General features: G+C 56.4%; 26 protein-coding genes. 7 read left to right on the top strand and 19 right to left on the bottom strand.

The features are described from left to right. Positions 1–49: 49 nt before the first annotated feature. The 3 genes from GOW48_RS03825 to GOW48_RS03815 form a co-directional block, all read right to left on the bottom strand. Positions 50–616 (bottom strand): transglutaminase-like cysteine peptidase, encoded by a 567-nt coding sequence (locus GOW48_RS03825; protein WP_170746503.1) that lies wholly within the window; start codon positions 614–616, stop codon positions 50–52. Between the two features lie 47 nt (positions 617–663). Further along, positions 664–909, bottom strand: a complete 246-nt coding sequence (locus GOW48_RS03820) for a hypothetical protein (RefSeq protein WP_170746502.1) — start codon at positions 907–909, stop codon at positions 664–666. Between the two features lie 126 nt (positions 910–1,035). Further along, positions 1,036–1,449 (bottom strand): thermonuclease family protein, encoded by a 414-nt coding sequence (locus tag GOW48_RS03815; protein WP_170746501.1) that lies wholly within the window; start codon positions 1,447–1,449, stop codon positions 1,036–1,038. A 402-nt stretch (positions 1,450–1,851) separates the two neighbouring features. Here GOW48_RS03815 and GOW48_RS03810 point away from each other — a divergent pair, with 402 nt between their 5' ends. The 4 genes from GOW48_RS03810 (at position 1,852) to lptF (ending at position 6,148) form a co-directional block, all read left to right on the top strand. Further along, the gene (locus GOW48_RS03810) at positions 1,852–2,766 is read left to right on the top strand and encodes a transferrin-binding protein-like solute binding protein (RefSeq protein ID WP_170746500.1); all 915 of its coding nucleotides are present in this window, start codon (positions 1,852–1,854) and stop codon (positions 2,764–2,766) included. 34 nt (positions 2,767–2,800) lie between these two features. Further along, positions 2,801–4,033, top strand: coding sequence for a tetratricopeptide repeat protein (locus GOW48_RS03805; RefSeq protein WP_170751542.1), 1,233 nt, complete (start codon positions 2,801–2,803; stop codon positions 4,031–4,033). A gap of 636 nt (positions 4,034–4,669) precedes the next feature. Beyond that, positions 4,670–4,873 (top strand): hypothetical protein, encoded by a 204-nt coding sequence (locus GOW48_RS03800; RefSeq protein ID WP_170353358.1) that lies wholly within the window; start codon positions 4,670–4,672, stop codon positions 4,871–4,873. A gap of 141 nt (positions 4,874–5,014) precedes the next feature. Then, entirely contained in the window at positions 5,015–6,148 is a 1,134-nt protein-coding gene (lptF, locus tag GOW48_RS03795; RefSeq protein ID WP_170751540.1) for an LPS export ABC transporter permease LptF, read from the top strand. On the opposite strand, the gene GOW48_RS03790 is transcribed toward lptF, so the two are convergent. Then, on the bottom strand, positions 6,145–6,975 hold the full coding sequence (locus tag GOW48_RS03790; protein WP_170751539.1) for a LysR family transcriptional regulator: 831 nt from the start codon (positions 6,973–6,975) through the stop codon (positions 6,145–6,147). The two genes, lptF and GOW48_RS03790, sit on opposite strands and share 4 nt — an antisense overlap. 101 nt (positions 6,976–7,076) lie before the next feature. On the opposite strand from GOW48_RS03790, the gene GOW48_RS03785 reads away from it, so the two are divergent. Beyond that, positions 7,077–7,667, top strand: a complete 591-nt coding sequence (locus tag GOW48_RS03785; protein ID WP_170752218.1) for an HD domain-containing protein — start codon at positions 7,077–7,079, stop codon at positions 7,665–7,667. On the opposite strand, the gene speB is transcribed toward GOW48_RS03785, so the two are convergent. From speB to GOW48_RS03735, 10 genes are all read right to left on the bottom strand, one after another. Further along, complete coding sequence (gene speB / locus GOW48_RS03780; RefSeq protein ID WP_170751537.1) at positions 7,664–8,506, bottom strand: agmatinase; 843 nt, start codon at positions 8,504–8,506, stop codon at positions 7,664–7,666. The two genes, GOW48_RS03785 and speB, sit on opposite strands and share 4 nt — an antisense overlap. Next, the gene (gene nspC / locus GOW48_RS03775; protein WP_170751535.1) at positions 8,503–9,672 is read right to left on the bottom strand and encodes a carboxynorspermidine decarboxylase; all 1,170 of its coding nucleotides are present in this window, start codon (positions 9,670–9,672) and stop codon (positions 8,503–8,505) included. The genes speB and nspC overlap by 4 nt, the downstream gene beginning before the upstream one ends. A 107-nt stretch (positions 9,673–9,779) precedes the next feature. Beyond that, a complete protein-coding gene (locus tag GOW48_RS03770) occupies positions 9,780–11,003 on the bottom strand; it encodes a saccharopine dehydrogenase family protein (RefSeq protein WP_170751532.1) in 1,224 nt (407 codons plus the stop codon). Positions 11,004–11,026: 23 nt separating this feature from the next. Beyond that, positions 11,027–12,916, bottom strand: a complete 1,890-nt coding sequence (gene speA, locus GOW48_RS03765; RefSeq protein WP_170751530.1) for a biosynthetic arginine decarboxylase — start codon at positions 12,914–12,916, stop codon at positions 11,027–11,029. Between the two features lie 102 nt (positions 12,917–13,018). After that, entirely contained in the window at positions 13,019–14,101 is a 1,083-nt protein-coding gene (locus tag GOW48_RS03760; protein ID WP_170751528.1) for a DUF1513 domain-containing protein, read from the bottom strand. A gap of 3 nt (positions 14,102–14,104) precedes the next feature. Further along, on the bottom strand, positions 14,105–15,118 hold the full coding sequence (locus tag GOW48_RS03755) for an imelysin family protein (RefSeq protein ID WP_331251864.1): 1,014 nt from the start codon (positions 15,116–15,118) through the stop codon (positions 14,105–14,107). Continuing rightward, entirely contained in the window at positions 15,115–16,656 is a 1,542-nt protein-coding gene (locus GOW48_RS03750; RefSeq protein ID WP_170751524.1) for a di-heme oxidoreductase family protein, read from the bottom strand. Before GOW48_RS03750 ends, GOW48_RS03755 begins: the two co-directional genes overlap by 4 nt. Beyond that, the gene (gene bfr / locus GOW48_RS03745) at positions 16,616–17,101 is read right to left on the bottom strand and encodes a bacterioferritin (RefSeq protein ID WP_170751522.1); all 486 of its coding nucleotides are present in this window, start codon (positions 17,099–17,101) and stop codon (positions 16,616–16,618) included. Before bfr ends, GOW48_RS03750 begins: the two co-directional genes overlap by 41 nt. Further along, positions 17,049–17,342, bottom strand: a complete 294-nt coding sequence (locus GOW48_RS03740) for a (2Fe-2S)-binding protein (protein ID WP_170724151.1) — start codon at positions 17,340–17,342, stop codon at positions 17,049–17,051. Before GOW48_RS03740 ends, bfr begins: the two co-directional genes overlap by 53 nt. 124 nt (positions 17,343–17,466) lie before the next feature. Beyond that, the gene (locus GOW48_RS03735; RefSeq protein ID WP_170751520.1) at positions 17,467–18,729 is read right to left on the bottom strand and encodes an imelysin family protein; all 1,263 of its coding nucleotides are present in this window, start codon (positions 18,727–18,729) and stop codon (positions 17,467–17,469) included. 354 nt (positions 18,730–19,083) lie between these two features. Here GOW48_RS03735 and GOW48_RS03730 point away from each other — a divergent pair, with 354 nt between their 5' ends. Next, a complete protein-coding gene (locus tag GOW48_RS03730; RefSeq protein WP_170751518.1) occupies positions 19,084–19,443 on the top strand; it encodes a hypothetical protein in 360 nt (119 codons plus the stop codon). A 42-nt stretch (positions 19,444–19,485) separates the two neighbouring features. Here the strand turns inward: GOW48_RS03730 and GOW48_RS03725 are convergent, their stop codons facing one another. The 5 genes from GOW48_RS03725 to GOW48_RS03705 form a co-directional block, all read right to left on the bottom strand. Beyond that, complete coding sequence (locus GOW48_RS03725) at positions 19,486–20,493, bottom strand: endonuclease/exonuclease/phosphatase family protein (protein ID WP_331251763.1); 1,008 nt, start codon at positions 20,491–20,493, stop codon at positions 19,486–19,488. Continuing rightward, positions 20,490–21,536, bottom strand: coding sequence for a sn-glycerol-3-phosphate ABC transporter ATP-binding protein UgpC (gene ugpC, locus GOW48_RS03720; RefSeq protein ID WP_170751516.1), 1,047 nt, complete (start codon positions 21,534–21,536; stop codon positions 20,490–20,492). Before ugpC ends, GOW48_RS03725 begins: the two co-directional genes overlap by 4 nt. 11 nt (positions 21,537–21,547) lie before the next feature. Continuing rightward, positions 21,548–22,441, bottom strand: a complete 894-nt coding sequence (locus GOW48_RS03715; RefSeq protein ID WP_170751513.1) for an ABC transporter permease subunit — start codon at positions 22,439–22,441, stop codon at positions 21,548–21,550. Between the two features lie 11 nt (positions 22,442–22,452). After that, positions 22,453–23,334, bottom strand: coding sequence for an ABC transporter permease subunit (locus GOW48_RS03710; protein ID WP_170751512.1), 882 nt, complete (start codon positions 23,332–23,334; stop codon positions 22,453–22,455). Between the two features lie 74 nt (positions 23,335–23,408). After that, the gene (locus GOW48_RS03705; protein WP_170751510.1) at positions 23,409–24,713 is read right to left on the bottom strand and encodes an extracellular solute-binding protein; all 1,305 of its coding nucleotides are present in this window, start codon (positions 24,711–24,713) and stop codon (positions 23,409–23,411) included. Positions 24,714–24,931: 218 nt separating this feature from the next. Between GOW48_RS03705 and GOW48_RS03700 the strand changes: the two genes are divergently transcribed. Further along, the gene (locus tag GOW48_RS03700; protein WP_331251863.1) at positions 24,932–25,945 is read left to right on the top strand and encodes a LacI family DNA-binding transcriptional regulator; all 1,014 of its coding nucleotides are present in this window, start codon (positions 24,932–24,934) and stop codon (positions 25,943–25,945) included. The last annotated feature ends 12 nt before the right edge of the window (positions 25,946–25,957 follow it).

Here is a 25,957-nt window from a genome sequence, read left to right as displayed (position 1 = left end):
CATTGCGAATTCTTTGAGCCGATAGCTTTGACACACCGCAGTCTGCAGGTCATCGATCCTGCAGGACAATATCCCATCGCGCTGGGTTGTTGGGGTCTTGTGCCTCGATGAATGCGTAGTGGGTTTTGTTCCAAGGAAGCACCCGGTTGGTCAGGTTGTCCAACACGTAATCTCCCTTCGATGTCCTAACGACTAACACAGCATGCCCTTCGTGGTGAAGGTCCAGCACTGTTACGAGAAGCAAGTGATCCGGAGAGATACCCATTTTTTGAAGTTCAACTTTCTTGAGCATCGCGATGTCTTCGCAATCTCCGCCTAGGTGCGAGGGCAGCGCCCACTTTTCAAGAACGTGATATTGGCTCTCGTCGGTAACCTCTGGAGTTTTTTGGTTAACGCTTTGATTAACCTTTTTAATCTTCTTCCAGTCAGCATCGGTAATCTGATGAGGGTGCGGTGATTTTTGACAAATTGGCGGATAACTCTGGCAGACACCTTCAAAACCCTTGGGCGCTGGCCATTCCCGGCCCAAGTGCATGATGGTGTCCGCATTAGATGCAGGTGCCAGGGTGCAAAGGATACCACAAAGACCAATTAAAAAACCTAACCTCAAAGTCATTTTGACAAATCATCCTCAGATTATCCAAACCAGATTATGTCCGGCCATCAAATAGCGCCGCCTCTCGCCACCCGTGCTTTGTGGGTTGCAAGGCTTTGCTCAAACGTCGTTATGTTTCCATAATTTGCTTCAAAGCGGTTTTTGAAATCAATATACTCAGAGCAGCGTTTGCCATTTTCTTGACAGTCAATCATCAGCTCCTCTCCGACCTGATATTCCCGTGTCAAACGTTCGGTTCTACTAGAACAAGCGGCAAGCAGAAACAGGGCAAGTAAGGCCATTATCCTAAGCATTAAAGTCTCCGGTTCTGGTTTTAGCCTAGCGTTGCCATGAATGCGTATCTGGTACAAGGCGAGCCTCGGTCCAGTGCTCCAGACTTTATCTGCGCAACTCGCATTTTAGAGATGCGAATCCAGAACCTAACAATACCCGGCCCGCACTATCCTCGCCCTGGCTTCTGGCGTTTCCAAGCGGCGGTACCGGCCACCTGAGTACCGGTGGCAGTCCAGCGCATGTCCGGCAGCGATTGAGGCCGCGCCTATGTCCTCCCCATCTAGGTAGCAAACGCCCACCCAGCGGTCGTAAGTGCGTTCTCCGTTCAGTTTGCAGATGACGGTCTTGCCGCGCAGGCGACCAGTCATCCAGTGCTTTGCGGCCATCCCCGGTTTTGTAGCCAATTCCGGTCCATCTACACCGTTCAACCTCACTGGAACGCCCTGAACGACGATGGTGTCCACGTCTCGGACTCTGGCGATACCTTCCACAGTGCGCCGGTCGGTTTGGTTTGGACCGAAGTTAGTCAGAAAGACCGCGAAACCGATTAGAGCGGCCATCCATACTATTACCGACCGTCTCGGTGTTACTGGACGCGGCAAATTAAGGCGCGGTCTGCGACGAAATGGAATGACGTTGCCTTTGTAACGGTGGCCAGAAAAATAGTGCCTTGTGGAGCCGATCAGGGAAATGACCAGAATAAGACCGATGACAGCCGCAAGTATGAGGGCGGGGTTCTCAAAATTGGGCAAAACGGTTTCTCGGTTTCTTGACTGTTTGCTAGACGGCTCTGAAGGCGCATGTAAGCTAAACAAGAGTAAAGACCTGAATGCAAATTTGGCACTAAGCAACAACACTTTGGCTGAAGATAACAAGTCATTGCTTTTTTCAAATCATAAGTCCCCGGCAAGGCTCACGAAAAAGTGAATCACTCGAGTGTTGAGTTGATGAAGGGGAACGAAATGATCTTAAGAGCAACTGTAGCAACGACTTTAGCACTATCGCTAGCAGCGTGCGGAGGCGGTGGAGGCGGGTCTTCAGAATCTGCACCGGCACCAGGCACTCCATCCAATCCTTTGCCCTTTGACGGTTTCTCGAAACTGCAAAACGGTAAAACGACGCGTTTAACATCGGGCGGTGGTGTCCGAGTAATCCCATTTTCCCAAAATGCGGATGGAACACTAAGTTTCGAAGGGACGCAATTTGCTGTCACCTCGGCAGACTTGACACCACAAAGTAACGGCGACCGTACAATTGTCTTTAAGCAAGAGGGGCAGCCTGACATTTCTTTCGGGCCGAACGACGCTACTTTTTCCTTCTATAACGGCTCCTTATTGGTAACAAAGCCGGACGGAACCGGTTTAGCGGTAATTGCGGACCCGGACCAAATCAATCATGAGTACCAAACCTATGGTGCTTGGTTGAATACCCCAGATGGCCGATCAGGTTGGGCAAATGCCGGTTCGTTTGGTCAGCGTACGGCGGCGTCAAATGTACCAACCGGTACATCAGCGACCTATTCAGGAAACTCAGTTGGGATTTTCGCAACTGAAACTGGAGCCTCCGGGCTGACTGATAGTAATGTAACCGTCTCTACAGACTTTAAATCAGCCACATTGTCTAGCAGTGACACCTTCATCACGGATGCGGCAACTGGAGTTTCAAATTCTGCGGCTGGCTTGGACTTCTCGACAACAATAAACGACGTAGAAGATGGATTTGGCGTAGGGACAATTTCGACACCTACCCAATCCGGAACTGCATCAGTTGCGTTCTATGGGCCGAATGCCGAGGAGGTTGGAGGCGAATGGGGAACCTCAGGTTCTCTTGATGGTGCCGAGTTTAAGTACGGTGCTGCTTTTGGTGCCAAACGCTAAAGGCTAAAACCAAAAATCTGTGAAAGGCGGGACGATGAAGTTGGCTCGACTGGTGGTAACTTGTGCGTTGGCGGTGTTTTCCCAAATTGGCGCAGTTTCTGCGTCAACAGACAATATGCAGGCCACAGAGAGCCAGTTTCTTTCAGGATTAACCGCTGTGTCTAGTGGCGATTACAGAAGTGCGATCGCCATTTTTCAAAGCATTCTAGCAAGTGACCCAAGTCTTACGCGGGTTAGGCTGGAGTTAGCGCGGGCTTACTTTCTGGATGAGCAATGGAACCGATCCAGGTCAGAGTTTTTCAAGGTTCTCTCAGGGGATATACCTGAGCCAGTAAGGCAAAAAGTGCTTGGTTTTATTCGAGCAATCGACGCGAGGCGAGGGTTCGAATGGGACTTTGAAATCGGCGTTAAGAGACTCGGTTCAACTCGCAATTATGACACCGACGAAATCGATCTTGATTTTTCTGGCATAACGTTGCCGGCGACTTTGGATCGCTCCGATGAAAGTTCTTATGGCATTGGATACTCTGGTTCGGCTCTATGGCGAACGAGTTTAGACAGCATCTCGAGCAAAGAACGACTCGTTGTAGCGTTCGGTGAAGTCTTCTCATTTGGCGATCTATCCGAAGAGAAAACATATCGCGATGTTACTATTGGCGTTCGTGGGGGCGCGAGGTTTGTTTTTCCCGAAAGTACCGCTGTCATTAGCCCAGTTTTGACAACGCGATACTTGGCTGATGAGAGTTTTGAAGACAGATTGGGAATGGAAGTCGCGTTCGAGAGACGAAACCTCAATGCTTACTCGATTTTTGGGTCAATCTCGGGATATAGAGTGGACAATAAACTCGACGAAACTTTTAGCGGCAATTCGGCGATTGCTCGTTTGGGCATGCGTCGCTCGTTCGGCGGCAAAAGCACAATCGGGGTCGCCCTGTACGGCGAAACTAAATCCACTGAACGAGATATTGATACTTATACCATCGCTGGCTTGGAGGCATTTGGATCGTTTGATGTGGGGCGGGGATACGTAGTTGAGCCGAGGGTGTATTTGGCCAAGAAGGTATTCCAAGACATTAACCCCCTGTTTGTTGGTAACCCCGACGAAGATCAATACGGTGCAATGCTAAGGGTCGAAAAACGAAATTACATTGTTGGGAATGGCTTCGTTCCATTTGCAGAGCTGGAATACAATCGAGTGAACAGCGGAATTGACGCCTTTAGCTACAACGAAACACTGTTCAACGTTGGCTTCACAAATGCTTTCTGATGCGGCTTCAATCCCATTGTGCAGACTCGACGCTCGCTCCCTAGTTGCCAGGTACTCCACCGCTGTCCAGTCAATTTACCTATCTTGCCCCATTTAGTCTGGGCAATCCCATGGTCAGACTAAATCCCCGCGTTGCCTGTCATCCCAGAATTGGGCAGCGCGGGGAAGTTTGATCCAACCTGTGATCAGTCTCGTAACTAGTTTACCCCAAACTGCTACCCGCGTTGTTCAATTGGTTTACCTCCGAACAGCGCGGTTTTTTTGGGGGGGCTTAGTGAGAGGGGGTAACGAGTGCCAGCCCCGCCTCTGAGCGGGGCTTTTTTCGCTATGGACCGGTTGTGTGTCAACAATCCGGTCAACACATGTGCTAAAAACAGGACATACAAACCGTCCTTTAGCGCCGAATTTAGCGTACATAATGCACTATAGACACTGTATCCATTATGAATGGCGCACTCCAAAACCGTAGGTCGCGGGTTCGAACCCTGCTGCCCCTGCCAAATTACACTTTGTATCAGTATGTCGAGAGATCGGATCACGGGATCCGGGGCTTTTTGTGTCAATACACAACTAACGGCCGGTGTTGACACTGCGCGTAGAACGGGCAGGTTCGTAATAAAATTACGAGGCTCAGATATGGACGCACCTATTATCCAACTTGTTCTTTTGCTCTTGTTATTGATTTTCGTGATCTGGCTCTACATTCTGCCAATCACGATGGCGGGGCGCCGCAACCGATCCGGTCTCATCTGGTTTCTGATAGGTCTTGTCGCATCACCCTTATTGGCGATCCTGTTGTTGCTTGCATTGGGTGACGCACCAGGGCGACCGACGGCCTGACCGTACGCGAAGATAATGTAATTTGCTCCAAAATCCCTGACGACGGACGGTCAATTTGGGCTATTCCTTCGCATTCTGGTTTCCTCGGCCCAGCGATTGGCATATTGTCCGGTGAAACACCCAAGGGCCGGATGAGGATACATGTCGCGTTTCGATGGATATTTCCTGCGACAATTGCTGATTCTGTTCGGCTTTTTCACTCTAATTCTGGTGGGGGTCTTCTGGATCACTCGCTCGGTCAGCCTGTTTGACCGGGTAATCAGTGGCGGGCAGTCGGCGCTTGTGTTTCTGGAATTTACCGCTCTGACTCTGCCTACGCTAATCCGAACCGTGATGCCAATGGCTGTATTTGCTGCGGCCGTCTACGCAACCAACCGGCTGAGTCGTGAAAGTGAATTGACCGTAATGCTGGCGACCGGGTCCAGCCCGTGGCGCCTTGCGCGCGCGGTTTTCCTGTTTGGTCTTGTGTCTGGCGCCATGATGGCGTCGATCAGTATTTTCCTGCGCCCTGCCTCGGTCGAACAGCTGGAACTGCGTCAGGCCGAAGTCGCAGGCGACGTGACCGCTCAACTGTTGAACGAAGGTGAGTTTCTGCACCCGACCACTGGCGTCACGGTATATATCGGTCGGATTGACCTGGATGGGACTTTGCGCGAGGTCTTTGTGTCCGACCGCAGGGATGAGGCAACTCCCGTGAGCTACTCCAGTAAAACGGCCTATCTGGTCAATGGCGGTTCGGGTATCCATCTGGTTATGGTGGACGGTGTTGCTTTGCGCCTGGATCAAGAGGGCAAAACGCTTTCTTCGACACTGTTCGAGGACGCCTCGTACGACATCTCAGGGTTAACGAACACCAATCGGATGACAGAACGAAGCCTCGAGGCGATCCCGACCAATGAGCTTTTTCAAAACCGGGCGGAAATAGCAGCGGCGGAAGGGTTCACTGAGGGTGAATTGATCGAGGAGCTGCATCAGAGGTTCTCGTGGATTGCCATTTGCGTCGCCGTTTCAATGGCCGGATACGCAACCCTGATGCTGGGTAGTTTTTCGCGATTTGGCCTATGGCCGCAGATTTTCGGTGCCTTTACGATTTTGGTGCTTTTAGAGGGTGTGCGCGGTTTTGTTTCGCCCATTGTCGTTGCCGATCCGGGGTTGTGGATCGTGCTGTATTTGCCAGCAATTATCGGTATCCTGATATCATGTCTGTTCCTGCTAATCGCAGGGAGGCCGTTGGTAAGAGGACGGTCCAGACTGCGGCAGGCGTCTGCGGCTTAGACAGGTTTTCTCAGATCAGTCAGGCAATCCCGAATGTTGTCAAACGCGGGGCCGGAACGGCGCGTGACCAGATAGAGTGGCAACATCAGATCGCGCGCGTCGGGCACAGCCGTCAATTCGCCAGATGCCAGATGGTCGGCGACAACGTAGTCTGGAAAATAGCCGATCCCGCCCCGCCGCAGGATATAGCGAAGCGCCATCATGCAATTGCCCAGAAACACTGTTTGTCCCGATGCACTGCGCGCGGTTGAGCGAACATGGTCCTGATAGACCTCACCCAGTTCCAGGTTGACGAACACCGGGTCGCCGCCCGAGCCTGCGGATTTGACGAGCCGCAAGCGCTCTGGGGCTAGTTCGTCAGAAATGATCCGTGTGTTTGACGGTTTTTCGTAGGTAAGGGCCGCGTCCAATACATGTGTGGCGACCGCGTCGATCATGTCCAGATCGTGGTCGTAGTTAAGGGTCAGTAGCAACTGGCCCAGTTTCTGCTCAAATCGAACAGCAAGATCGACAAGCAATGGATCCCAGATGCTGAGTTGCGCTCCAAGACGCAGAGCTATCCGGTTTGTCGATTGGGCAGGCAAGTCCCGCGAAGCAAAAGACCACAGAGACAGCATCTGCTCGGCATAGGGGCGGAATTGTCGACCAAAATCAGTCAGGGTGGTGCCACCTGCACCGCGGTTAAACAGTGATTTTCCGGTCGATTCCTCGATCGACCGGATACGGGCACTGACTGCGGTCTGTGTCACGTTCAGCTTGCGGGCGGCGGCGTGGAACCCTCCGGTTTCGGCCACGCATAGGAAAGTCTCGAGCGCTGTGATTTGCATGTTGAAAGTATTTTTTCATCAAATTGATAAAATCAAATCATTTTTTTGGAGTCATGGTTCCGCGCTACTCTGTGGTGAACGATGTGCATAAGGACCGTGTCATGCTGGACAAAAGCCACAAACCCACCTGGACTAGTTTCGAAGAGGCGACGAAAGCCGATTGGGATGCGGTCATGGAGTATGAAGAGGCGTACAATGCCGCTTTGCCCGACCGTATTCTGGACGCGATCCGGTCGCTGGACGAGGAGTGGACGCCATACCCGGTCAACCGCTATCAGCATAGTTTGCAGGCCGCGACCCGCGCTTACGAAGATGGGGCTGATGAGGAACTGGTGGTCGCTGCTCTGATCCATGACACCGGCGATATCCTGTCGCCCTACAATCACGGTGAGCTGTCAGCGGCGATGATGAAGCCCTATGTCAGCGAGAAGACCTATTGGATTTTGAAACATCACTGTGTGTTTCAGGGCTACTACTATAACCACCACCTTGGCGGCGATCGCAACGCCCGCGACAAGTACCGCGACAGTCCTTATTGGGAGGACTGCCGCTATTTCTGCCATGAATACGATCAGAAGGCGTTCGACCCGGACTACCCGACCAAACCGTTGGAGTTCTTCGAGCCCATGTTGCGCCGCGTATTGAACAAGGGCGAGGGGCACATGGAATTGAACGAAACCTCGGAAAGCTAGCAGGCCGCCATCAGGCGATAGACGATCTGAGCTGCAGTGAAGTCCCAGGCGGCATTGCCGTCTGGGGCCAGTTCGACCACGTCAAAGCCCACGCATTTACGGCCTTTGAGGGCGTGTTCGACCAGCCGCAGCGCCTGATAGTATCCCAAACCGCCCGGTACGGGAGTTCCGGTGGCGGGCATCAGCGAGGGGTCTAGACCGTCCACGTCAAAGCTGACATAGACCAGCTCGGGGAAGTCCTCGGGCAGGTCGACGGCGTGGATGTTGCCGGTGACCAGTTCCTCGGCGTCGACGTGGAACACGTGGTTTTTCAGACGGCTTTGCGCCTCTTCGGTGGAAAACGCGCGGACGCCGAATTGGGCCAGTTTGATGCCTTCTTCAGCCAGCAGATGCATAACTGACGCGTGCGAATGCTTCTCGCCCTGATAGGCATTGCGCAGATCCGCATGGGCGTCGATCTGGACGATGCCGACGGGTTGGTTCAGCGCACGTGCCACGCCCATCACTGCGCCGTAGCTGAGGGAATGCTCTCCGCCCAGCGTTACTGGCACTTTGCCTGCACGAATGGCAGCCTCGGTGCGTTGGGCAAGGCGTTCCATGACGTCAGGGAGGGCGCCTTCGCAATCCAGCGGGTTTTCGGTGAAAATGCCCTCGACGCAGGGCTCGGTATGGCCGGTGATACGCTCCAGTTCGTTGCTGGCTTCGATGATGGCTTCGGGGCCTTTGGCGGTGCCCGAACCGTAGGATACGGTGCGCTCCAGCGGCACCGGGATCACGCGGAACCGCGCGTCTTCGGTGCGCTCGGACGTGGTCAGTTCACTGTCGAGGAAAATGCTCATGAGAGGCGGTCCTTAAAGTCGTCATAGCCGAACTCTTTGATGATCTTAAGCGTGTCCGTTTCGCTGTTCCACAGGGCGATGGTCGGCAGGGGCACCCCATTGAACGTGTTGGTCTTGACCATCGAATAATGCGCCTGATCTAGGAAGGCAAAGCGCTGACCTATCTCCAGCGGTTTGTCCCATGTGTAGTCGCCGATAACGTCGCCTGCCAGACAGGAGGGGCCGCCGAGGCGGTAGGTATGGCCTGCATCTGCCTCGTCCATCAGGGCAGGGCGATAGGGGGCCTCGATCACGTCGGGCATGTGGCAGGTGGCCGAGATATCGGTGATGGCGAGATTCATGCCATTGATGGGCAGGTCGAGGATTTCACCGATCAGAATGCCCGCGTCCAAAGCGACGGCTTCGCCGGGTTCGAGGTAGATATCGACGTTGTACGTTTCGCGGATGGTCTTGATGAATGCGATCAGCCCTTGGCGGTCGTAGTCATCGCGGGTGATGTGATGTCCGCCGCCGAAATTTAGCCATTTGAGTTGGCCGAGGAAGGGTTTGAGTTTCGGTTCTACGGCTTTCCATGTGCGTTGAAGCGGCTCGAATCCCTGTTCGCAGAGCGTGTGCATGTGCAGCCCGTCTACACCGGTCAACGTATCTTCGGTCAGCTGGCTGACGGGCGTTCCTAGGCGCGAGCAGGGCGCGCAGGGGTCGTATTTGGGGATCTCGCCTTCGGAATGCTCCGGGTTGATGCGCAGTCCGACCTGAACGTTTGCGGCTTGGGCTTTCGTGAGAAACCGGTCCTTTTGCGCGGGCGAATTGAAGATGATGTGGTCCGACAGCGACAGGATTTCTTCTATATCTGCGTCTTTGTAACCAGCGCAGAAGGTAGCGACTTCACCGCCATATTCCTCGCGGCCGAGGCGGGCCTCGTGGATGCCACTGGCGCAGGTGCCGCCGAGGTGCTGGCGCACCAGCGGGGCGAGCGAGAACATGGAGAAGGCCTTGAGCGCGCTCAGGACATGCGCGCCAGATTGTGTGCCGATATCGGAGAGGATGCGCAGGTTTCGCTCGATCGCCTTTTCGTCGACCACGAAGCAGGGAGTGGGGACGCGGCTGAGGTCGAAATTGCGAAAGGCACCGGCGTCGCCGGCTTGGGTGGTCATCATGTCGGACATGTCAGGCGTCTCCGATTGTGGAGAGGCCGGGGGGCCAGCCCCCCGGTCCCCCCCGAGGTATTTTTAGCCAGATGAAGCAGGGCGGCCGTGGGGGCCGCCCGCGCGGATCAGAAGGTGACCGGGCCGTCGAGTTCGTGGACCTGCCACGGCAAGCCGTGGGTGTTCAGCATGTCCATGAAGTCATCGGGATCGAGCTGTTCCATGTTCCAGACGCCGGGCTCGGTCCAGTTGCCTTTCAGCACCTGGGCCGCGCCGATCATTGCTGGAACGCCGGTGGTGTAGCTAACGGCCTGGCTGCCGACCTCGGCGTAGCACTCCTCGTGGTCGCAGATGTTGTAGATGTAGAAGGTCTTTTCGCCTGAGCCATCCTTGGCCTGACCTGTGGCGATGTCGCCGATGCAGGCTTTGCCCTTGGTTTCCGCGCCCAGATCGCCGGGATCGGGCAGCAAGGTTTTCAGGAACTGGATCGGGATGATTTCCTTGCCGTCATGCATCACCGGATCGATGCGAGTCATGCCGACGTTTTCCAGCACTTTGGCGTGCATGATGTAGGCGTCGCCGAACGTCATCCAGAATCGGGCGCGCTCGATCTCGGGGAAGTGGGTGCTGAGGCTCTCCAGTTCCTCGTGATACATCAGGTACATGTTCTTTGGGCCGATGGCGGGGAAGTCGAACTCGACCTTATGGGTCATGGCGGGGGAGTGTTTCCACTCACCACCTTCCCAGTGGCGGACTTCGGCCAGCACTTCGCGCAGGTTGATTTCCGGGTTGAAGTTGGTGGCGAATTCCTGATCGTTGCTGCCGCCATTGGCGTCCAGAACGTCGATCTGGCGGATCGTGTCGAGCTTGTGTTTCTTCAGCCATTTGGCGAATACGCTGGTCACACCCGGATCGAAGCCAGACCCGAGAATGGCGGTCAGGCCGGCCGCTTTGAAGCGCTCCTGATAGGCCCATTGCCAGTGGTATTCGAACTTGGCCTCGTCCTCTGGCTCATAGTTCGCGGTGTCGATGTAGTGGATACCGGCCTCAAGGCAGGCATCCATCAGCACCAGATCCTGATAGGGCAGGGCGAGGTTTACAAGGATCTCGGCCCCGGTTTCCTTGATCAGTTTGACCGTGTCTTCGACCTTGTAGGCGTCCAGTTTGGCGGTCTTGATCTCGACCCCAACGCGTTCTTTCACGGCTGCGGCGATGGCATCGCATTTCGATTTCGTGCGGCTGGCGAGAGTGATCTCGGTGAAGATGTCCGAGTTCATCGCCATCTTGTGCACGGCGGCGTGGGATACGCCGCCTGCGCCGACAACCAGTGTTTTGCCACTCAAAGTTCCCATGGGGGTCGTCTCCTCTCAGGGGGTTATTCGTAATAGGTGTAGCCGTTGATGGAGTCGCGATACGCGCTCATCAGGGTTTTGCGGTCTTTGGCCATCAGAGTACCGGTCGAGATCGCCTCGTCCACCATTTTGCGGAAGGCGGCGACACAGTCTTGGGGGTCGAACTCGACATAGGACAGGACCTGACTGATCGTATCGCCCTCTTGTTCATGCAGCAGGTCGAAGCCACCATCGGCGCGCAAGTCGATTGTGACGACGTTGGTGTCGCCAAACAGGTTGTGCAGATCGCCCAGCGTTTCCTGATAGGCACCGACGAAGAAGACGCCCATGAAGTACTCACCGTCCTCGGGCAGGGAATGCACCGGCAGGCTGGGCGAGACGCCGTCGGCCAGAATGAACCGGTCGATCTTGCCGTCACTGTCGCAGGTGATGTCGCTCAGCACCGCGCGGCGGTCCGGCGTTTCGTTCAGCCCTTGCAGCGGGACGATTGGGTGAAGCTGGTCGATGGCCCAGACATCGGGCAGGGATTGGAACAGCGAGAAGTTGCAGTGGTAGATATCAGCCACTTTCTCAAGCTGGTCGTCCACATCCGTGTCCAGTTCCTCACTGGCCGCCAGCGCCTTGAGGCGGGCCATCAGCGACAGGTAGATACGCTCGGCGCGGGCCATCTGGCGCAGGTCGACATAGCCCCGGCGGAACAGGGCGCGCAATTCGTTGCGGTAAAAGGTGGCGTCGTTCCAGCATTCCTGCAGACGGTCTTGGCTGAGGTACCCGTGAACGGCGGCAAGGTCGGCGACCAAATGGTGATCGTCGGGTTCAACTTCGGGGCCGGTCGGTGCATCGTAGAGGGTGCTCTCAAGCACGTTGAAGACCAGCATAGACGAGGTCGCCACCACGGCGCGCCCGCTTTCGGTGACCAGCGTAGGGTGCGCAATTTCGGCCTCATCCATGGCATAGGCAACGGTTTCGACCACGTTGGCGCAGTATTCCTCAACCGTGTAGTTGATCGAATTTTCGGCGGCCTTTTTCTCACCGGTATAGTCCACGCCCATACCACCGCCGAGGTCCAGGTGGGTCAGCGGTACGCCCTCGCGCGTGAGTTCGGTGTAATACCGGCACGCCTCGCCCACGGCGCGGCGCACGTCGTTGACGTCCTGCACCTGCGATCCCAGATGCGAGTGCTGTAGCTTCAGGCAGTGCAGCAGCCCTGCCGCCTTCAGCTTGTCCACGGTGGCGACCAGTTGGTCGGTGTTCATGCCAAAGGCCGAGCGATCGCCGGAGCTTTCTTCCCATTTGCCGCTGATCTGGTTGGTCAGTTTCACCCGCACGCCGATCAGGGGTTCGATGCCCAGCTCGTTATAGACCTCGATCACCGTGTCCGCCTCTTTCGGGCTTTCCAGAACGATGACGGTGTTGAAACCGATCTTGCGGGAGAGGATGGCCAATTGGATGAACTCGGCATCCTTGACGCCGTTGCAGACGATCAGCGCCTCGGGGGCCAGACGATGGGCCAGCGCCACGACCAGTTCGGGTTTCGATCCGGCCTCAAGGCCATAGTTGTATTTCTTGCCGAACTCGACGATGCGGTCGACCACCTGTGCCTGCTGGTTGACCTTGATCGGAAACACGCCGCGATAGGGGCCTTTGTAGCCCACCCGCGCGATGGCGTCGGCAAAGCTCTCGTTCAGATGCGCGATCTCATGTTCCAGATAGGAACTGACCCGCAACACCATCGGCGCCTTGATCCCCCGGTCATTCAGATCGGCCAGAATGCCGGGCAGGCTGATCGCCGCCGCGTCAGGGGCCAGCGGATTGCGCAGGCCGATTTCGCCCTGCTCTGTCACCTCGACAAGGCCCTTGCCCCATTTCTCAACCCCGTAGATGGAATGCGGTGCGTCGGGCGTCTGTTTCAATCAAGTCAGTCCTTTGATCCGTGGGGGTGCGGTTTTGCGCTTGCCCATACGGCAGCAGTTTGATTCGTCCAAGTGTAATCTATGTGACGGGAACTGACGAAGTTACGCGCAAGTGCCGACCGGGATCAAGTGATTGTCCCACTGGCAGTCTGGGTGGGCTGAGATGCGGACTGACGAGGTGAAGGCTCCGATCTGCCCGGTTCCGGTGGTAAAGACAAATCCCGTGGGGCCGGGGCCGATGCCGCAGACATCCTCGAGAGTGAGAGCGGCGGTCAGCGCGCCGGTAGTGACGTCGAATTGATGCAACGCATTGCCGCGCGGGCATGTGATGGCGACGCTTTGGCCGTCTTTAGTAAAGGCGATGCTGCCGGCGTAGCCCTGAAGCGTGTTCTGGTCGGCTTCTGAGGCGGCCAACAAGCGGGGGGGCTCGCCGCGCTGGTGCAGACCCAGTAGCGGAGGATGCTGCGTGCTGTCCCCCTGCCATTGCATCGCAAACGCCACCAGCCCGTCAGACCGCACCGCCAGATGGCGGATCGAATTCTTGTGCAGCGCTCTTGGCAGCGTGACCTGCTCTAGCACCGTGCCCGCCAAGTCCAGATAGGCCAGGCTTGGCTGCATCACGGGTAAGTTCAGCTTGCTGCGCCCCGTCTCGGGGTGGGTTTCGATCCCGCCATTTGCCACGACCAGCGTCTTGCCATCAGGCATCAGACGCACGTCATGCGGACCAACCCCGCCCGAGGGAAACTCGCCTTGTCGGGAATATGTCGCCGTGTCCCAGACGCCGATCACACCCGTGCCCGCCTCATAGTCGTTTTCGGTGGTGAAGAGTTGCGAGCCATCCGCTGAAAACACGCCGTGGCCATAGAAATGGCGATCTTCGGGTGCTTTCAGCCGAGCCATCTCAGCACCTGCCGCGCAGTCGATGACCACAGCGAAAGTACCTGGTCGTCGGGCAAACGCGACGGCCTGCGCGCGGGATGGGTGGGCAGCTGCAGCATGGCCACGAGCTGGCAGCGGAAGGGAAAACTGAATGTCACCGTCTACTGCTAGCCCGACAAGCCGGTAGGAGTCGTCTGGAAAGAGCGCAGCGGCTAGAAAATCAGGCGCGCCGACCGCTGCCCAACCGCGCATCGGGACGAGACCTGTAGCCACCAGGCCGGCCAGAAAATGACGTCGGTTGGTCATCCGTCAATCCCCGTCCAATGAGTTGAACCCGGCGCTGATACCCAAAGTCGGGCCTAGCCGAGTTGCGGCAATCTGACGGGCATCTTCGACTGACTGCTGCAGAGCCTCGATACGAAGCCGTCCTTGCGGTGACGACACTCCGTCAAGTGTCGGATCATCCAAGGATTGTGCGCGGAGGATTGCTTTTTCCAATGCACGATTGAGATCGGCCGAAATTTCGGGGTGGTTTGCGGATAGATGTGTTGCCAGGTCTCTCAGTGCGATCAAAGATAGCTCTACGTGCCTCAGCGAGCGGCCAGAGCGACGTGCCTCGGCGCGCTTGGGACGGGGTCGATCGAAAGTCCCCATCGGACGCCCCAAACGTGTTTGGGCGGTGAATTCCAGCCCTGTGACCAGCGATTTATATAACTCTTGCAGGGCTTCGTCATCCGAGCGGTAAGGGCTGTCGGCACCTGGCTGGGACAACGATGGCGCATAGACTTTCCATTCTTCCGACATGGCGTTGGCATTGCTGTTGATGTCAGTCGTGATGGCACGAATGAGCGCGCAACGATAAACCTCGGTACCCTGGTCCGAAAACTGAGGTTCGAACATCATCTGTTCCAAAGCAAAAAATCCGCGACCGGCGATCGAGGTTTCAGCGAAGAGTTCAGGGGTTTCGACAGCGGTGTCCTCCGAAGCAATCAACCCGGACAACGCTTTGGCTGTGAACCCCTTGGTGTCGGGCCAGAAAGCCTGAGCAAACGCACGATCGTCCACTTCGGATGGACCAAACCTAAGGTGGCTGGCGGAAATCCATTTGTCGAAAGCAGCGTGATAAGCGGCGCGCAGTTCAGACGATTCAGGTGTACAATCGGCCTTTGCTGTTGCGGAGAGCACAAAGGTCGCCTCTGACAATTCAGAAAATCTGGGCAGTATGTGTTCTTCAGTCACATCCGCAAGAACTTGCCCACGATCCTGTGCCGACACCACTGCAGGCAGACATATTGATAGGGCCAAAGCGAATTTACGCATCATAGACTCTCTAGAAAGCGGATCAGGGCGTCGCGATCGGGTTTTGGCATGGCAACAACTGTGTCACGAGCGGTCTGTGCTTCCCCTCCGTGCCACAAAATCGCTTCGAGCAGCGAGCGGGCGCGCCCGTCATGCAGAAACTGGGTATGACCCGAAACCTGTTGTGTCAGGCCCACTCCCCACAGAGGAGCAGTGCGCCATTCCCGGCCTGTGGCCCGCGCTTCGGGGCGGTTGTCGGCCAAACCTTCGCCCATATCGTGCAGCAACAGATCGGTGTAGGGCCAGATCAATTGGAAACTGTGCTCGGGGCGGTCCTCCAAGCGGTGAGTCACATATGACGGGGTGTGGCACAACGTGCATCCCGTTTCGTGGAACTCCTGTTTTCCGCGGAGAACTTGTGGATCGCCCAAGTTGCGACGCTCGGGCACCCCCAGATTCCTGCTGTAAAAGGTGATCAGGTCCATGCCTTGCTGGTCGATCTCGAAAGTGCGGTCGTAGCCATCGCCATGCGGCGCCTTCACGCAATTCACCTGCAATTCAGTGCAATCGCCGTGGCCAGCAGGATAAAGCGGGCTTGAAATTCCGATATCTCCGGCGAAGGCCGCTGCCGATTGCTCCATGATCGTGGGCATTCCGGCTTTGTGGCCAAAGCGGCCCATCATGGGCTTTGCATATTCTATGGCCCAAACGATATTGGGTCGTCCGGAAATGCCGTCTCCGTCTGCGTCGTCGGGATCGGCCTTGGCCAGTAGGTCTTCGACCGGAATCGCTTCCAGCAATCCCAAGCCGATCATTTGTGGCGCGACCCGCGGGCTAAGCATGGCCTGAGGGTGTAACGGCCCGTAACCCAAATCTGCGGCGACATATGTCGGCTTGCGCAGCGTGACAGTTTCGCCATCTGCAAGCGTAACGGGGACGTCCTCATAGGTGATGTCCAGCCGGTATTCTGCCGGATGGCCGGGCAGTGCCAGATCCTGCATCTGCCCGCCATAGTTTGGTTCAGGTTGCGTGGCGATGTAATCTTCGATCTCGGTAGGGTTGGCCCCGCCGGGGATCGATATGCGCAGGAACATCGACACGGCACTGTCATTCAGCCCATTTGGCGTATGACCGCGCCCGTCTTTGATGTGGCATCGCTGGCACGACCGCGCATTATAGAGCGGGCCCAGCCCATCTGACGCCAATGTCGATGACGGAGAAGAGACCCAGAGCTTTTTAAAAAGCCCATTGCCGACCTTGAAGTCCAGCTCCTGTTCGAACTCCAGATTGCCTGACGGTTGCGAAAACGCGTCCGCATCCGTGCGCAAACGAACAGTCGCCGCCCCTGCGGGCAACTCTTCGAACTGTTGCGGTGCGCTGAAATCTTCAGGCGGGGCGGTCACTTTGGCGATCCGCGCGGCCTCGTCGTCGGTTCTCGGCAGAAAGTTGAGGTGAAGGTCCTGCAATTCGCCGGACAGTGAGGGGGTGGCCGCCAAAGCCGCCACCGCCAAGATCGAAAGTTTACTCGCCTTCGTCCATTTTCGATGCGTTGAGATGCGCATAATTGGCTTCGCCAATCCTTTCATACAGATCAAGCTGCGTTTCGAGGAAGTCGATGTGACCCTCTTCGTCGCTGATCAATTCTTCAAACAGGGACATGGTTACGTAGTCCCCGGCTTCGCGGCAGTATTCGCGGGCCTCAACATACAAAGCGCGCGCGTCGTGTTCGGCGGCCAGATCGCATTCCAGCGTTTCTTTGGGCGTTTGTCCGATCCGGAGAGGGTCCAGCTTTTGTAGGTTGGGGTGGCCTTCCAGAAAGATGATCCGTTCGATCAGCTTGTCTGCGTGGCCCATCTCTTCGATGCTTTCCTCGCGGCTTTTCTTGGCCATATGGCCAAGACCCCAATCTTCCTGCAAACGGTAGTGCAACCAATACTGGCTGACCGCTGTCAGCTCATGCCGCAGGGATTTGTTGAGGTATTCGATTACTTTGGGGTCGCCCTTCATCTGCACTCTCCTGTGATACTTCGCTGCGCAACGCGCGAAGTTGCATGGGGACTTCCAGCTTATCGCTGGAACGCATCGTGTCTAGGAAAAGTGGCATGCATCCGCCACAATCCGCTGATTTTCCAAGGGCATGATAGATTTTGCCCGGGGTGATCACTGCATGGGGGTCCGACGCGCGCATCCAGTCGATCGCGGCATGGATTTCGGTGTCCGAGATGTTCGTGCAATGGCAAACGATCATGGCAAGATGCCTTAGGCTGCTAATCTGACTATAATGGTAGGTTAATTGACGGAAGTCCTGCGTCATACTGTCATTCAGCTCTCAAAAGCCCGAGAGGCGGCGGTGAGCCGCCTCTCGGCCAAGGTCACTGAAATACTGCGTTCGGGTTATCCAGACTGTCCGAACCTTCGATGCTGATCTGATCCAGCTCCAGCGTCGTAACGATCCGTTCGATCGTTTTGGTCTGGTCGACCAGACCGTTCACGCCGCCCATGATCAAGGCTTCGCCACCTTCGTTGCCGCGTTCCAGCATCTGGTCATATGCAAAACCGGCTTCAGCAGTCGATTTGATTAGGCCCAATGCCTGCATGGTGTTGGCCAGCTTAACCTTCATCTCAGCGTCCAGCGCCGGGTCGGTCGCGGTGACCAGATCGGACAGTGATGCCCCTGAAATCGGAGTTCCATCGATCCGGGTGTAGCTGCCCAGATAAACGTTCTGGATGCCCAAGCCGTCGTAATAGTGGCTGTTATGGGTGTTGTCAGAAAAACAATCATGCTCTTCTTCCGGGTCATTCAGCATCAGGCCAAGACGCATCCGCTCGCCCGCCTGTTCGCCATAAGACAGCGAACCCATACCAGTTAGAATTGCGCCGACACCTGCAGCTTCGTTTTCGGTCAAAGCAACGCGCGCATCACCACCTTCGGCCCACTGGGTTGCCATCCACTCCAGATCGCTGACCAACAGGTCGGTGGCTGCGCTTAGGTATTGACCGCGTCGGTCGCAATGTCCGCCGGTGCAGTCGTCACCTTGGGCATAATCGGTCCACGGACGGTCACCTGCGCCAGCATCATGGCCGTTCAGGTCCTGACCCCACAAAAGAAACTCGATCGCGTGGTAGCCAGTGGCCACGTTTGCCTCGATCCCGTCTGCTTCGTGCAGGGTTTCTGCCAGCAATTCAGGTGTGATTTCCGATGCGTCGATTGTTTCGCCCGACAGCGTAAAGCTTGGATTGGCGATGACGTTCAGTGCTGCAAGCTCGTTTTCATCCGACGGCCCGCCGTAGGCGGCATCGACATAGTCGATCAGACCTTCGTCCAGAGGCCACGCGTTCACCTTGCCTTCCCAGTCATCAACAATCGCGTTGCCAAAGCGGTAGACCTCGGTCTGTTGATAGGGAACACGGGCGGCGATCCATACCGCGCGGGCAGTGTTCAGGGTTGCATCTGACGGGTTGGCAATCAGCGCGTTCACTGCAGATTGCAACGTCTGGGCTGCAATCAGGCTGTCTTGATACTTGGCTTCGGCAATATTGGCGTAAGTGGTCAGAACATCAGTTTTCGCCGGGGCAGCGACCGCAGAAACGGCGCAAAGTGTCAGGGCGCTTGTGGTTGCAATCAATCTGGTCATTGGGGGCAGGTCTTTCATCTCAGAAATTCAGATCCGGCGCCACGAAAGCGTCGGCTGCCTGATAACTGAGTGAATTAGTCGACTATGTCAACCTGAGTTTTACTGTCAGGTATTTGGGTGTGGAGACTTCCCCAAATATAGTGGGCTTCCACCTTCAAGGCCGCCCCTGTAGGAGGTACTACCAGTTTAAGTTAAAGTTAGTTGATTGGTTTTTTTGTGCGTAGGATTTGTTTTTCGACTGTTTTAGCGGCACTGTCGTTTTTATTTTTCAGCCAGGCTGGTCCGGCAACAGCGTGGCGCGATAGAGAGCCGAGTGGTGAAGCAGTTCACTCTGGTTCCCGCCTTCTGATATCCATGACAGTCGCCACTTTTGATGTGCTAGGGGACGTCTCCGCCAGTGGGGTTGCAGACGACAACGCGCTGATCGCTCGGGCGATCTCGGATTTGTCAGACCCTCATGGATTTTTGGGCCTTCCGGTCGAGGCCGAGTGTTCAGTAACGTCTGCGCGTGTGGTTCTTTCGGGTCACGGGCTAGGTCGCGGGACCTTGGTGGCCGGTGATGTTTTGGATTTGAAGTTCGAAGCGAAATATGAAGTTGCGTGTCAGGATGCAGCTGTGTTGAAGCGCCTTGGGGAAACTCTTACCCCTTTTGCCAACGCTAAAGGTTTCAGCATCCATATGGCAGATGCGGGTCTATCCTTGCAAAGCTCCTGAAGTGCGGGGCCAAGCTGGGCGTCAGGAATTACTTCGCCCGGCTCAGTTTTTAAAGGTAATGCGACTCCAGACGCAGTCATGATCCGAGAGTGGCTTTCCATCTTTTGATATGGACGTCACGATACCTGTCTCTAACGGGGTCAGTTTCCGACCAGCCAGCCAGTCCAGTTTCATCTGACGTTCGGGATGCGGCGTGATAAGGCTGGGGCGTGTGGTGAAACCTGGCGCGGTGAAACCCCAATCATAGCCCTGAGATTCGGCCAATCCGAACAGGGTTTCGTCCCTCCAATCAAAGGCGGGGGGTATATGATTGCCGGTGTTCAGGTCTCCTCCGATCAGAACGGGCAGACCGGGCGCGAATTCGTCTATAGCTCGCAACAGCTTCTGGAATTGACCGAAACGATGCGCAGCATCAGCATTGCTTTCCAGATGTGTGGACACCAGGCATACAAGCCCGCGGCCGTATGGAACCACCGCAGCGATCGCCATGCGACCTCCGATTCTTGGCTGCTCTGGGTCAGCGGCACCGGAATCGGTGCAGAACCAGTGTCCGTGATCGTCCAGCCGGATAAGCGCCGTACGTTCGAACGGAACCGAGGACAAGATCGCGTTGCCATGCCAACCGAGAGAATTGGTAGCGTCCGTGCAATAGGCGCGTTCGGTTGCTCCGCCCAAACCAAGCTCGTGAAACTCGACCCCGAAAGCATAGGTCATGCCAAGTGCGCTCGCCATTGCCTCGGTCGTGTGCCGTTGCGCCGTGCGGGCCATGCCGTGGTCTACTTCGGACAACAGAACGACATCAGGAGAGACACTTTGCAGATGCGCGGCCGTCTCTTCCGGAAACAAACAGCGCTCAACGTTCCAGGCGGCGGCCGTGAATTCTGACGGCAACTGGTCTGCCTTAGGTGTTCCACCCACCTGGACAGCATTCAATGCCGGAAGATCACCAAGCAAATGACGGTGTGTTTGCGCCGTGCGATCTGCCGACAGGATTGCGGCCCGCTGGTTCGGTGAAACCGCAGGTAGCGTCGCAAGGGTTTGAGTAATCACAGTCGCAGCCCCGTATCCTTGTCGAACAGGCGCAGTGCTTCGGGCTTCAACTTGATCCGTGTTTCACCTGTATGGGCTGTATCTTCTTTACCAATCATGACCGAGAACGGCTGGTCATCGATCCGCCCGTGCAGCAGGCGATGAGCGCCCAATTCCTCAAGGATATCGACGTGAAACTTCACCTGGCCTTGGGCGTCTAGCTCTACATCTTCGGGGCGTATTCCCATTGTGATCGGGCCGCTAAACGCCTCAGAGGCGACCATTAACGCGTCATACCCATTTATTTTGACCTGTTTCTGATCGACTTCAGCCCGGATCAGGTTCATCGGTGGTGCCCCCATGAACGAGGCCACGAAGGTCGAGGCGGGGTTGTGGTAGATTTCCGACGGCGTGCCGATCTGTTCGATCCGGCCCGCGTTCAGGACGATGATCCGGTCGGCCATCGTCATCGCCTCGACCTGATCATGGGTCACGTAGACGGCTGTGGTGCCAAGGCGGCGTTGCAGGGCCTTAATCTCGATCCGCATCTGGTTGCGCAGCTTAGCGTCGAGGTTCGACAACGGTTCATCAAACAAGAACAGCGCCGGGTCACGCACTACGGCACGGCCCATGGCGACGCGCTGACGCTGACCGCCCGACAGCTGCGCTGGTTTGCGGTCCAGATACTCGGTCAGGTTCAGCATCCGGGCTGCGTCTTCGACCTTGGCCGCGATCTCGGAGGCCGGGGTGCCGCGATTCTTGAGGCCATAGCCGATATTCTTGCGCACCGTCATATGCGGATATAGCGCATAGTTCTGGAACACCATCGCGATGTCCCGGTCCGCCGGATCCACGTCATTGACCACCCGGTCGCCGATCTTCAGTTCACCTTCGGTGATCTCCTCCAACCCCGCAATCATCCGCAGCAGGGTGGATTTGCCACAACCCGAGGGGCCGACCAGCACGACAAACTCGCCGTCCTGAATGGTGAAGCTTGTGGTCTGAACCGCCTGAAAGCCGTTGGGATAGACCTTGCGGATGCCCTCTAATGAAACCTGAGCCATGCGCGTATTCCTTATTTGTCGGATTCTGTGAGGCCCTTAACGAACCAGTTTTGGAAAAAGACGACGATCGCCACGGGTGGGATCATCGCGACAATGGCTAGTGCCAATGCCTGCCCGTGTTCTGGGATCTGACTATCTGTGTAGGACAGCACGATCTGTTTGATGCCCCGGACCAGGGTGAAAAAGCTCTCATCCGTCGTGATCAGTGTCGGCCACAGATATTGGTTCCAGCCAAAGACAAACATGATGATGAAGATCGCAGCGATCATCGTCCGGCTAAGCGGTACAAGGATATCGACAAAGAACTTCCATGGGCCTGCGCCGTCAATCCGGGCGGCCTCGGCCAGCTCCTCAGGGACGGACATGAAGAACTGACGGAAAAAGAACGTGCCGGTTGCGGATGCGATCAGCGGTACGATCAGACCGGTATAGGTGTTTGTCAGGCCCAGTTTCTGGATCGCCTCGTATGAGGGCAGGATGCGCACCTCCAGCGGCAGTAACAGGGTGGTGAAGATCACCCAGAAGGCCAGCGTGGCAAAGCGCAGGCGAAAATAGACGATGGCATAGGCCGCCATCATCGAGATGATAATCTTGCCCATCGCAAAGCCGATACCAAGGATGAAGGAATTCATCAGCATCAGCGTGCCATCCACCGTCTGGGTGAACCCACCCTTTTCGAACATGGCGGCATGGAAGTTCTTGCCCAGATTGTCGCCCAGCGTCAGCTGCAACCCCTCGCGGTGGATCGTCACCGCGTCATGGCTGGCCGTGGTCAGCGCCAGCAGCGGTGGTATCATCATCAGCAAAGCGCCTAGGATCAGGACGGTGTGATCGCCGATCGCGCCCCATTTGATGCGGCGGGGACGATGGGTTTCAACGGGAGTTTCGAGTGTTGTCTCAGCCATGTCCAAAGCCCTTACGTATAGTGTATCCGGCGTTCCACCAGGCGGAACTGAAACACGGTCAGCAAAAGAACCAGCACCATCAGGATGACCGATTGCGCCGATGATCCGCCCAGGTCGTTGCCTCGAAAGCCGTCCAGATAAACCTTGTAGACCAGCGTCATCGGGTTGTTGCCCGGCTCGCCCTTCATCAATGCATCGATGATGCCGAACGTGTCGAACAGGGCGTAGGTGATGTTGATGATCAGCAAGAAAAATGCGGTTGGGGCCAGCAGCGGGAAGGTCACCTGCCAGAACCGTCCGGTGGCGGATCGGTTGTCGATCATCGTGGCCTCGCGCACCGATCGGGGGATGGATTGCAGGCCCGAGAGGAAGAAGATGAAGTTCACCGGGATCTGCTTCCACACGGCCACGATGACCATGGCGGTTGCAGTTGCGTTGTAGTCCACGCCCAGTTTGAAATCCCACCCGAACATCTGAAAGAACTTGGTCAGCGGTCCGGTGCTTTGATCAAAGAACAGGATACCCATGAAGCCGGCGACCGGCGGCGCGATGGCATAAACCCACATCAGCAGCGTGCGATATGTTTTGGCGCCTCGGATTACCTTGTCGGCCTTGACCGCCAGCAGCAGCGCAATGGCCAATGAGAAGAACGTCACCAGAACCGAGTAGATGATCGTAAATCCGGCGACACGCTTGTACTGGTCGTTGCCCACAAGCGACGTGTAGTTCTCGCCACCCACAAAGGTCGAGCCAAACCCGAAAGGGTCCTGCAGATAGAATGAGGATTGCAGTGCCCAGCCCGCAGGCCAGTAAAAAAAGATGGCGATGATCATCAGCTGTGGCAGCAGTAGCGCCACAGGCAGCCAGATATTGTCGAAGCCCGCACGTTTCATTGAGTGGTCCAGTAAGAAAAAGAGCGATGGCCGCGCCGTGACAGCGCGACCATCCCGGGGGGTGATACGCGTGCTTAGCCCTGGGTCTTGGCGAAGCGGGCCAGCAGTTCGTTGGCTTCCTCTTCGATGGTTTTGAACGCGGTTTCCACGTCAGTCTCACCTGTCAGGATACGGCCATATTCGCGGTTCATGATGTCGCGGATCTGAACGTAAAAGCCCATGCGGTAACCCTTGGTGTTGTCGCCGGCCTTGTCTTGCAGCTGGTTGACGCCAACTTCGGCAGCCGGGTAACGGTCATAGTGGCCGTCTTTCTTGGCAACTTCATAAGCGGCCTCGGTGATCGGCACATAGCCGGTTTCCTGATGCCAGAAATACTGGGTTTCAGGCGCGGTCAGGAAGCGGAAGAATTCGGCCGTGGCTTTGTTCTCCTCGTCCGATTGGCCGGACATGGCAAACAGAGCGGCACCACCGATGAAGGTCTGTGTGGGCTCGGCGGTCACTGCTTCCCAATAGGGCAACTCGGTCGCGCTGAATTCGAACGGCAGATCTTTCTGCAGCAGGCCGCCGAACGAGCCCGAAGAACCCAGCCACATGGCGACTTTGCCTTCCTCGAACGGCTTGGCGTTGTCGCCCCAGCCGGTGCCGTACCATTCGAACAGACCGTCGTCTTTCCACTCGGACACAGCGGTGAAATGCGCTTTGATCGCGTCATTGTTCACCAAAATCTGCGTGTCGGTGCCGTCATAGCCGTTGTTATTGGTCGCAAACGGCAGGTTGTGGCGCGACATGAAGTTTTCGGTGAAGATCCAGGGCAGGTGCGACTGGCTTAGCGCGATGTAGCCTGCGTCTTTCAGCGCGGGGGCGGTTGTCGCCTGGAACTCTTCCCAGGTTTTCGGCGGGGTAACGCCTGCCGCTTCCAGCGCGTCCACGTTGTAGTACAGGATCGGCGTGGAAGAGTTGAAGGGCATCCCGATCATCTTGCCGTCGCTGTCGGCATAGAAATAACGCACACCGGCGATATAGTCGTTGATGTCGAAGTCGACGCCATTGTTGGCCAGAAGGTCCTGAACCGGGATGGTTGCGCCCTTGGCTCCGATTACGGTCGCGGCACCGGCGTCAAAAACCTGCATGACGTTGGGCTGTTCGCCCGCGCGGAAGGCGGCGATACCTGTAGTCAGGGTTTCTTCGTAGCTGCCTTTATAGACCGGAGTGATCTTGTATTCGTCTTGCGAGGCGTTGAAATCCTCGGCCAGTTTATTGACGGTTTCGCCCAGCTGGCCGCCCATGGCGTGCCACCATGTGATCTCGGTTTCGGCAAAGGCCGCGGTCGCGGAAAACGCGACAGCCGCAGCGGTTGCGCAGAATGTCAGGTTGGTCATGTCTCTCTCCGGTTTGGTGGTTCCCGCGCTTGCGGCCAACACACCAGTTCGCGGGGCTGGTGCCCCTTGCAGCATAAAAAAGCAGAGCAAACGGACACGGTCCGCTTGCGAATGCACAGTGTGTGCACACGTGGTCACATACGCAGTTCCTGTGACAGTTCGGTGAAAGATTTATTGCAATATTGACAAATTATATGGAAACGGAGGACAGCTTGGGGGTGGCTGACGACAACAGTAAACCTGCCGAAAGGCCCCGCCGTGTAACGGCGCAAACCGTCGCTGACGCTGCCGGGGTTTCGCGGTCTGCCGTGTCGCGCGCGTTTACTCCGGGCGCGTATCTTGATGCGGGTAAGCGGCGGAAAATTCAAGAAATTGCGACACATATGGGGTATCAACCAAATGCGTTGGCCGCAGGGTTGAAGGGCGGACGCTCGCATCTTGTGGCGGTGTTTATTGGCAATATGCGCAGCGCGTATGACTCGGAATTCGTGCATCGCTTGGTCGGTCGATTGAATGCTTTGAACAAGTGGCCGGTCCTGATTGATGGCGAAGATGATCGGGCCGGCTCCGCCATCGACCAGGTGCTCCGCTACCCGCTGGACGCTTTGATTCTGCGCGGCGGCAGTATGCCTGAGTCGGTAGTGACGCAATGCAGTAAATTCGGCGTCCCAATGATCTCATCAGGGCGCATCGTAGATGCATTGGGCGTAGACAATGTATGCTGCAGAAACGCGCGAGGTATGCAGATAGCGACTCGGGTTTTGGTTGATCGCGGTCGTCAACGATTTGGCTATATAGCGGGCGCAACAGGGTTTGGGTCCTCCGCTGACCGCAAAGCTGGCGTGATGCAAGCGCTAGGGGATGCCGGTCTTTCTTTGGTGGCAGAAGAGGTCGGGGAGTTCACAGTTGAAGCAGGATACCGTTCAGCGATGAGGATGCTTGAAGCCCACCAGCTGGACACGTTGATTTGTGCCAATGACGCAAGCGCCATCGGTGCCCTGACAGCGGCGCGAGAACTTGGCTTGGATGTTCCGGGATCTTTATCGATTGTAGGCTTCGATGACATTGAAATGGCGGGCTGGCCTATGTTTAACCTCAGCACAGTAAACAATCCAATTGACGAGGCTGTCGAGCAGGTCATCTGGCTGCTAGAGCGGCGTCTCGCCGACCCGGCAAAAGAAAGTGAGACAGTGTTGATTGACCCCTTCTTCGTTCCGCGCGGGACACACTGAAACGTGTGGGAA

The sequence above is a fragment of the Ruegeria lacuscaerulensis genome, assembly GCF_013033355.1.
In the GTDB taxonomy this organism is placed as follows: Bacteria; Pseudomonadota; Alphaproteobacteria; order Rhodobacterales; family Rhodobacteraceae; genus Ruegeria; species Ruegeria lacuscaerulensis_A.
The sequence above is the reverse complement of the archived record's forward strand: the minus strand, read 5'-3'. Positions and strand labels throughout refer to the sequence as shown.

What these genes read in the sequence shown, in the direction of transcription:
- GOW48_RS03825 (WP_170746503.1), bottom strand. Translation starts at nt 616, where the DNA reads ATGACTTTGAGGTTAGGTTTTTTAATTGGTCTTTGTGGTATCCTTTGC.
- GOW48_RS03820 (WP_170746502.1), bottom strand. Translation starts at nt 909, where the DNA reads ATGCTTAGGATAATGGCCTTACTTGCCCTGTTTCTGCTTGCCGCTTGT.
- GOW48_RS03815 (WP_170746501.1), bottom strand. Translation starts at nt 1,449, where the DNA reads ATGGCCGCTCTAATCGGTTTCGCGGTCTTTCTGACTAACTTCGGTCCA.
- GOW48_RS03810 (WP_170746500.1), top strand. Translation starts at nt 1,852, where the DNA reads ATGATCTTAAGAGCAACTGTAGCAACGACTTTAGCACTATCGCTAGCA.
- GOW48_RS03805 (WP_170751542.1), top strand. Translation starts at nt 2,801, where the DNA reads ATGAAGTTGGCTCGACTGGTGGTAACTTGTGCGTTGGCGGTGTTTTCC.
- GOW48_RS03800 (WP_170353358.1), top strand. Translation starts at nt 4,670, where the DNA reads ATGGACGCACCTATTATCCAACTTGTTCTTTTGCTCTTGTTATTGATT.
- lptF (WP_170751540.1), top strand. Translation starts at nt 5,015, where the DNA reads ATGTCGCGTTTCGATGGATATTTCCTGCGACAATTGCTGATTCTGTTC.
- GOW48_RS03790 (WP_170751539.1), bottom strand. Translation starts at nt 6,975, where the DNA reads ATGCAAATCACAGCGCTCGAGACTTTCCTATGCGTGGCCGAAACCGGA.
- GOW48_RS03785 (WP_170752218.1), top strand. Translation starts at nt 7,077, where the DNA reads ATGCTGGACAAAAGCCACAAACCCACCTGGACTAGTTTCGAAGAGGCG.
- speB (WP_170751537.1), bottom strand. Translation starts at nt 8,506, where the DNA reads ATGAGCATTTTCCTCGACAGTGAACTGACCACGTCCGAGCGCACCGAA.
- nspC (WP_170751535.1), bottom strand. Translation starts at nt 9,672, where the DNA reads ATGTCCGACATGATGACCACCCAAGCCGGCGACGCCGGTGCCTTTCGC.
- GOW48_RS03770 (WP_170751532.1), bottom strand. Translation starts at nt 11,003, where the DNA reads ATGGGAACTTTGAGTGGCAAAACACTGGTTGTCGGCGCAGGCGGCGTA.
- GOW48_RS03760 (WP_170751528.1), bottom strand. Translation starts at nt 14,101, where the DNA reads ATGACCAACCGACGTCATTTTCTGGCCGGCCTGGTGGCTACAGGTCTC.
- GOW48_RS03755 (WP_331251864.1), bottom strand. Translation starts at nt 15,118, where the DNA reads ATGATGCGTAAATTCGCTTTGGCCCTATCAATATGTCTGCCTGCAGTG.
- GOW48_RS03750 (WP_170751524.1), bottom strand. Translation starts at nt 16,656, where the DNA reads ATGCGCATCTCAACGCATCGAAAATGGACGAAGGCGAGTAAACTTTCG.
- bfr (WP_170751522.1), bottom strand. Translation starts at nt 17,101, where the DNA reads ATGAAGGGCGACCCCAAAGTAATCGAATACCTCAACAAATCCCTGCGG.
- GOW48_RS03740 (WP_170724151.1), bottom strand. Translation starts at nt 17,342, where the DNA reads ATGATCGTTTGCCATTGCACGAACATCTCGGACACCGAAATCCATGCC.
- GOW48_RS03735 (WP_170751520.1), bottom strand. Translation starts at nt 18,729, where the DNA reads ATGACCAGATTGATTGCAACCACAAGCGCCCTGACACTTTGCGCCGTT.
- GOW48_RS03730 (WP_170751518.1), top strand. Translation starts at nt 19,084, where the DNA reads ATGACAGTCGCCACTTTTGATGTGCTAGGGGACGTCTCCGCCAGTGGG.
- ugpC (WP_170751516.1), bottom strand. Translation starts at nt 21,536, where the DNA reads ATGGCTCAGGTTTCATTAGAGGGCATCCGCAAGGTCTATCCCAACGGC.
- GOW48_RS03715 (WP_170751513.1), bottom strand. Translation starts at nt 22,441, where the DNA reads ATGGCTGAGACAACACTCGAAACTCCCGTTGAAACCCATCGTCCCCGC.
- GOW48_RS03710 (WP_170751512.1), bottom strand. Translation starts at nt 23,334, where the DNA reads ATGAAACGTGCGGGCTTCGACAATATCTGGCTGCCTGTGGCGCTACTG.
- GOW48_RS03705 (WP_170751510.1), bottom strand. Translation starts at nt 24,713, where the DNA reads ATGACCAACCTGACATTCTGCGCAACCGCTGCGGCTGTCGCGTTTTCC.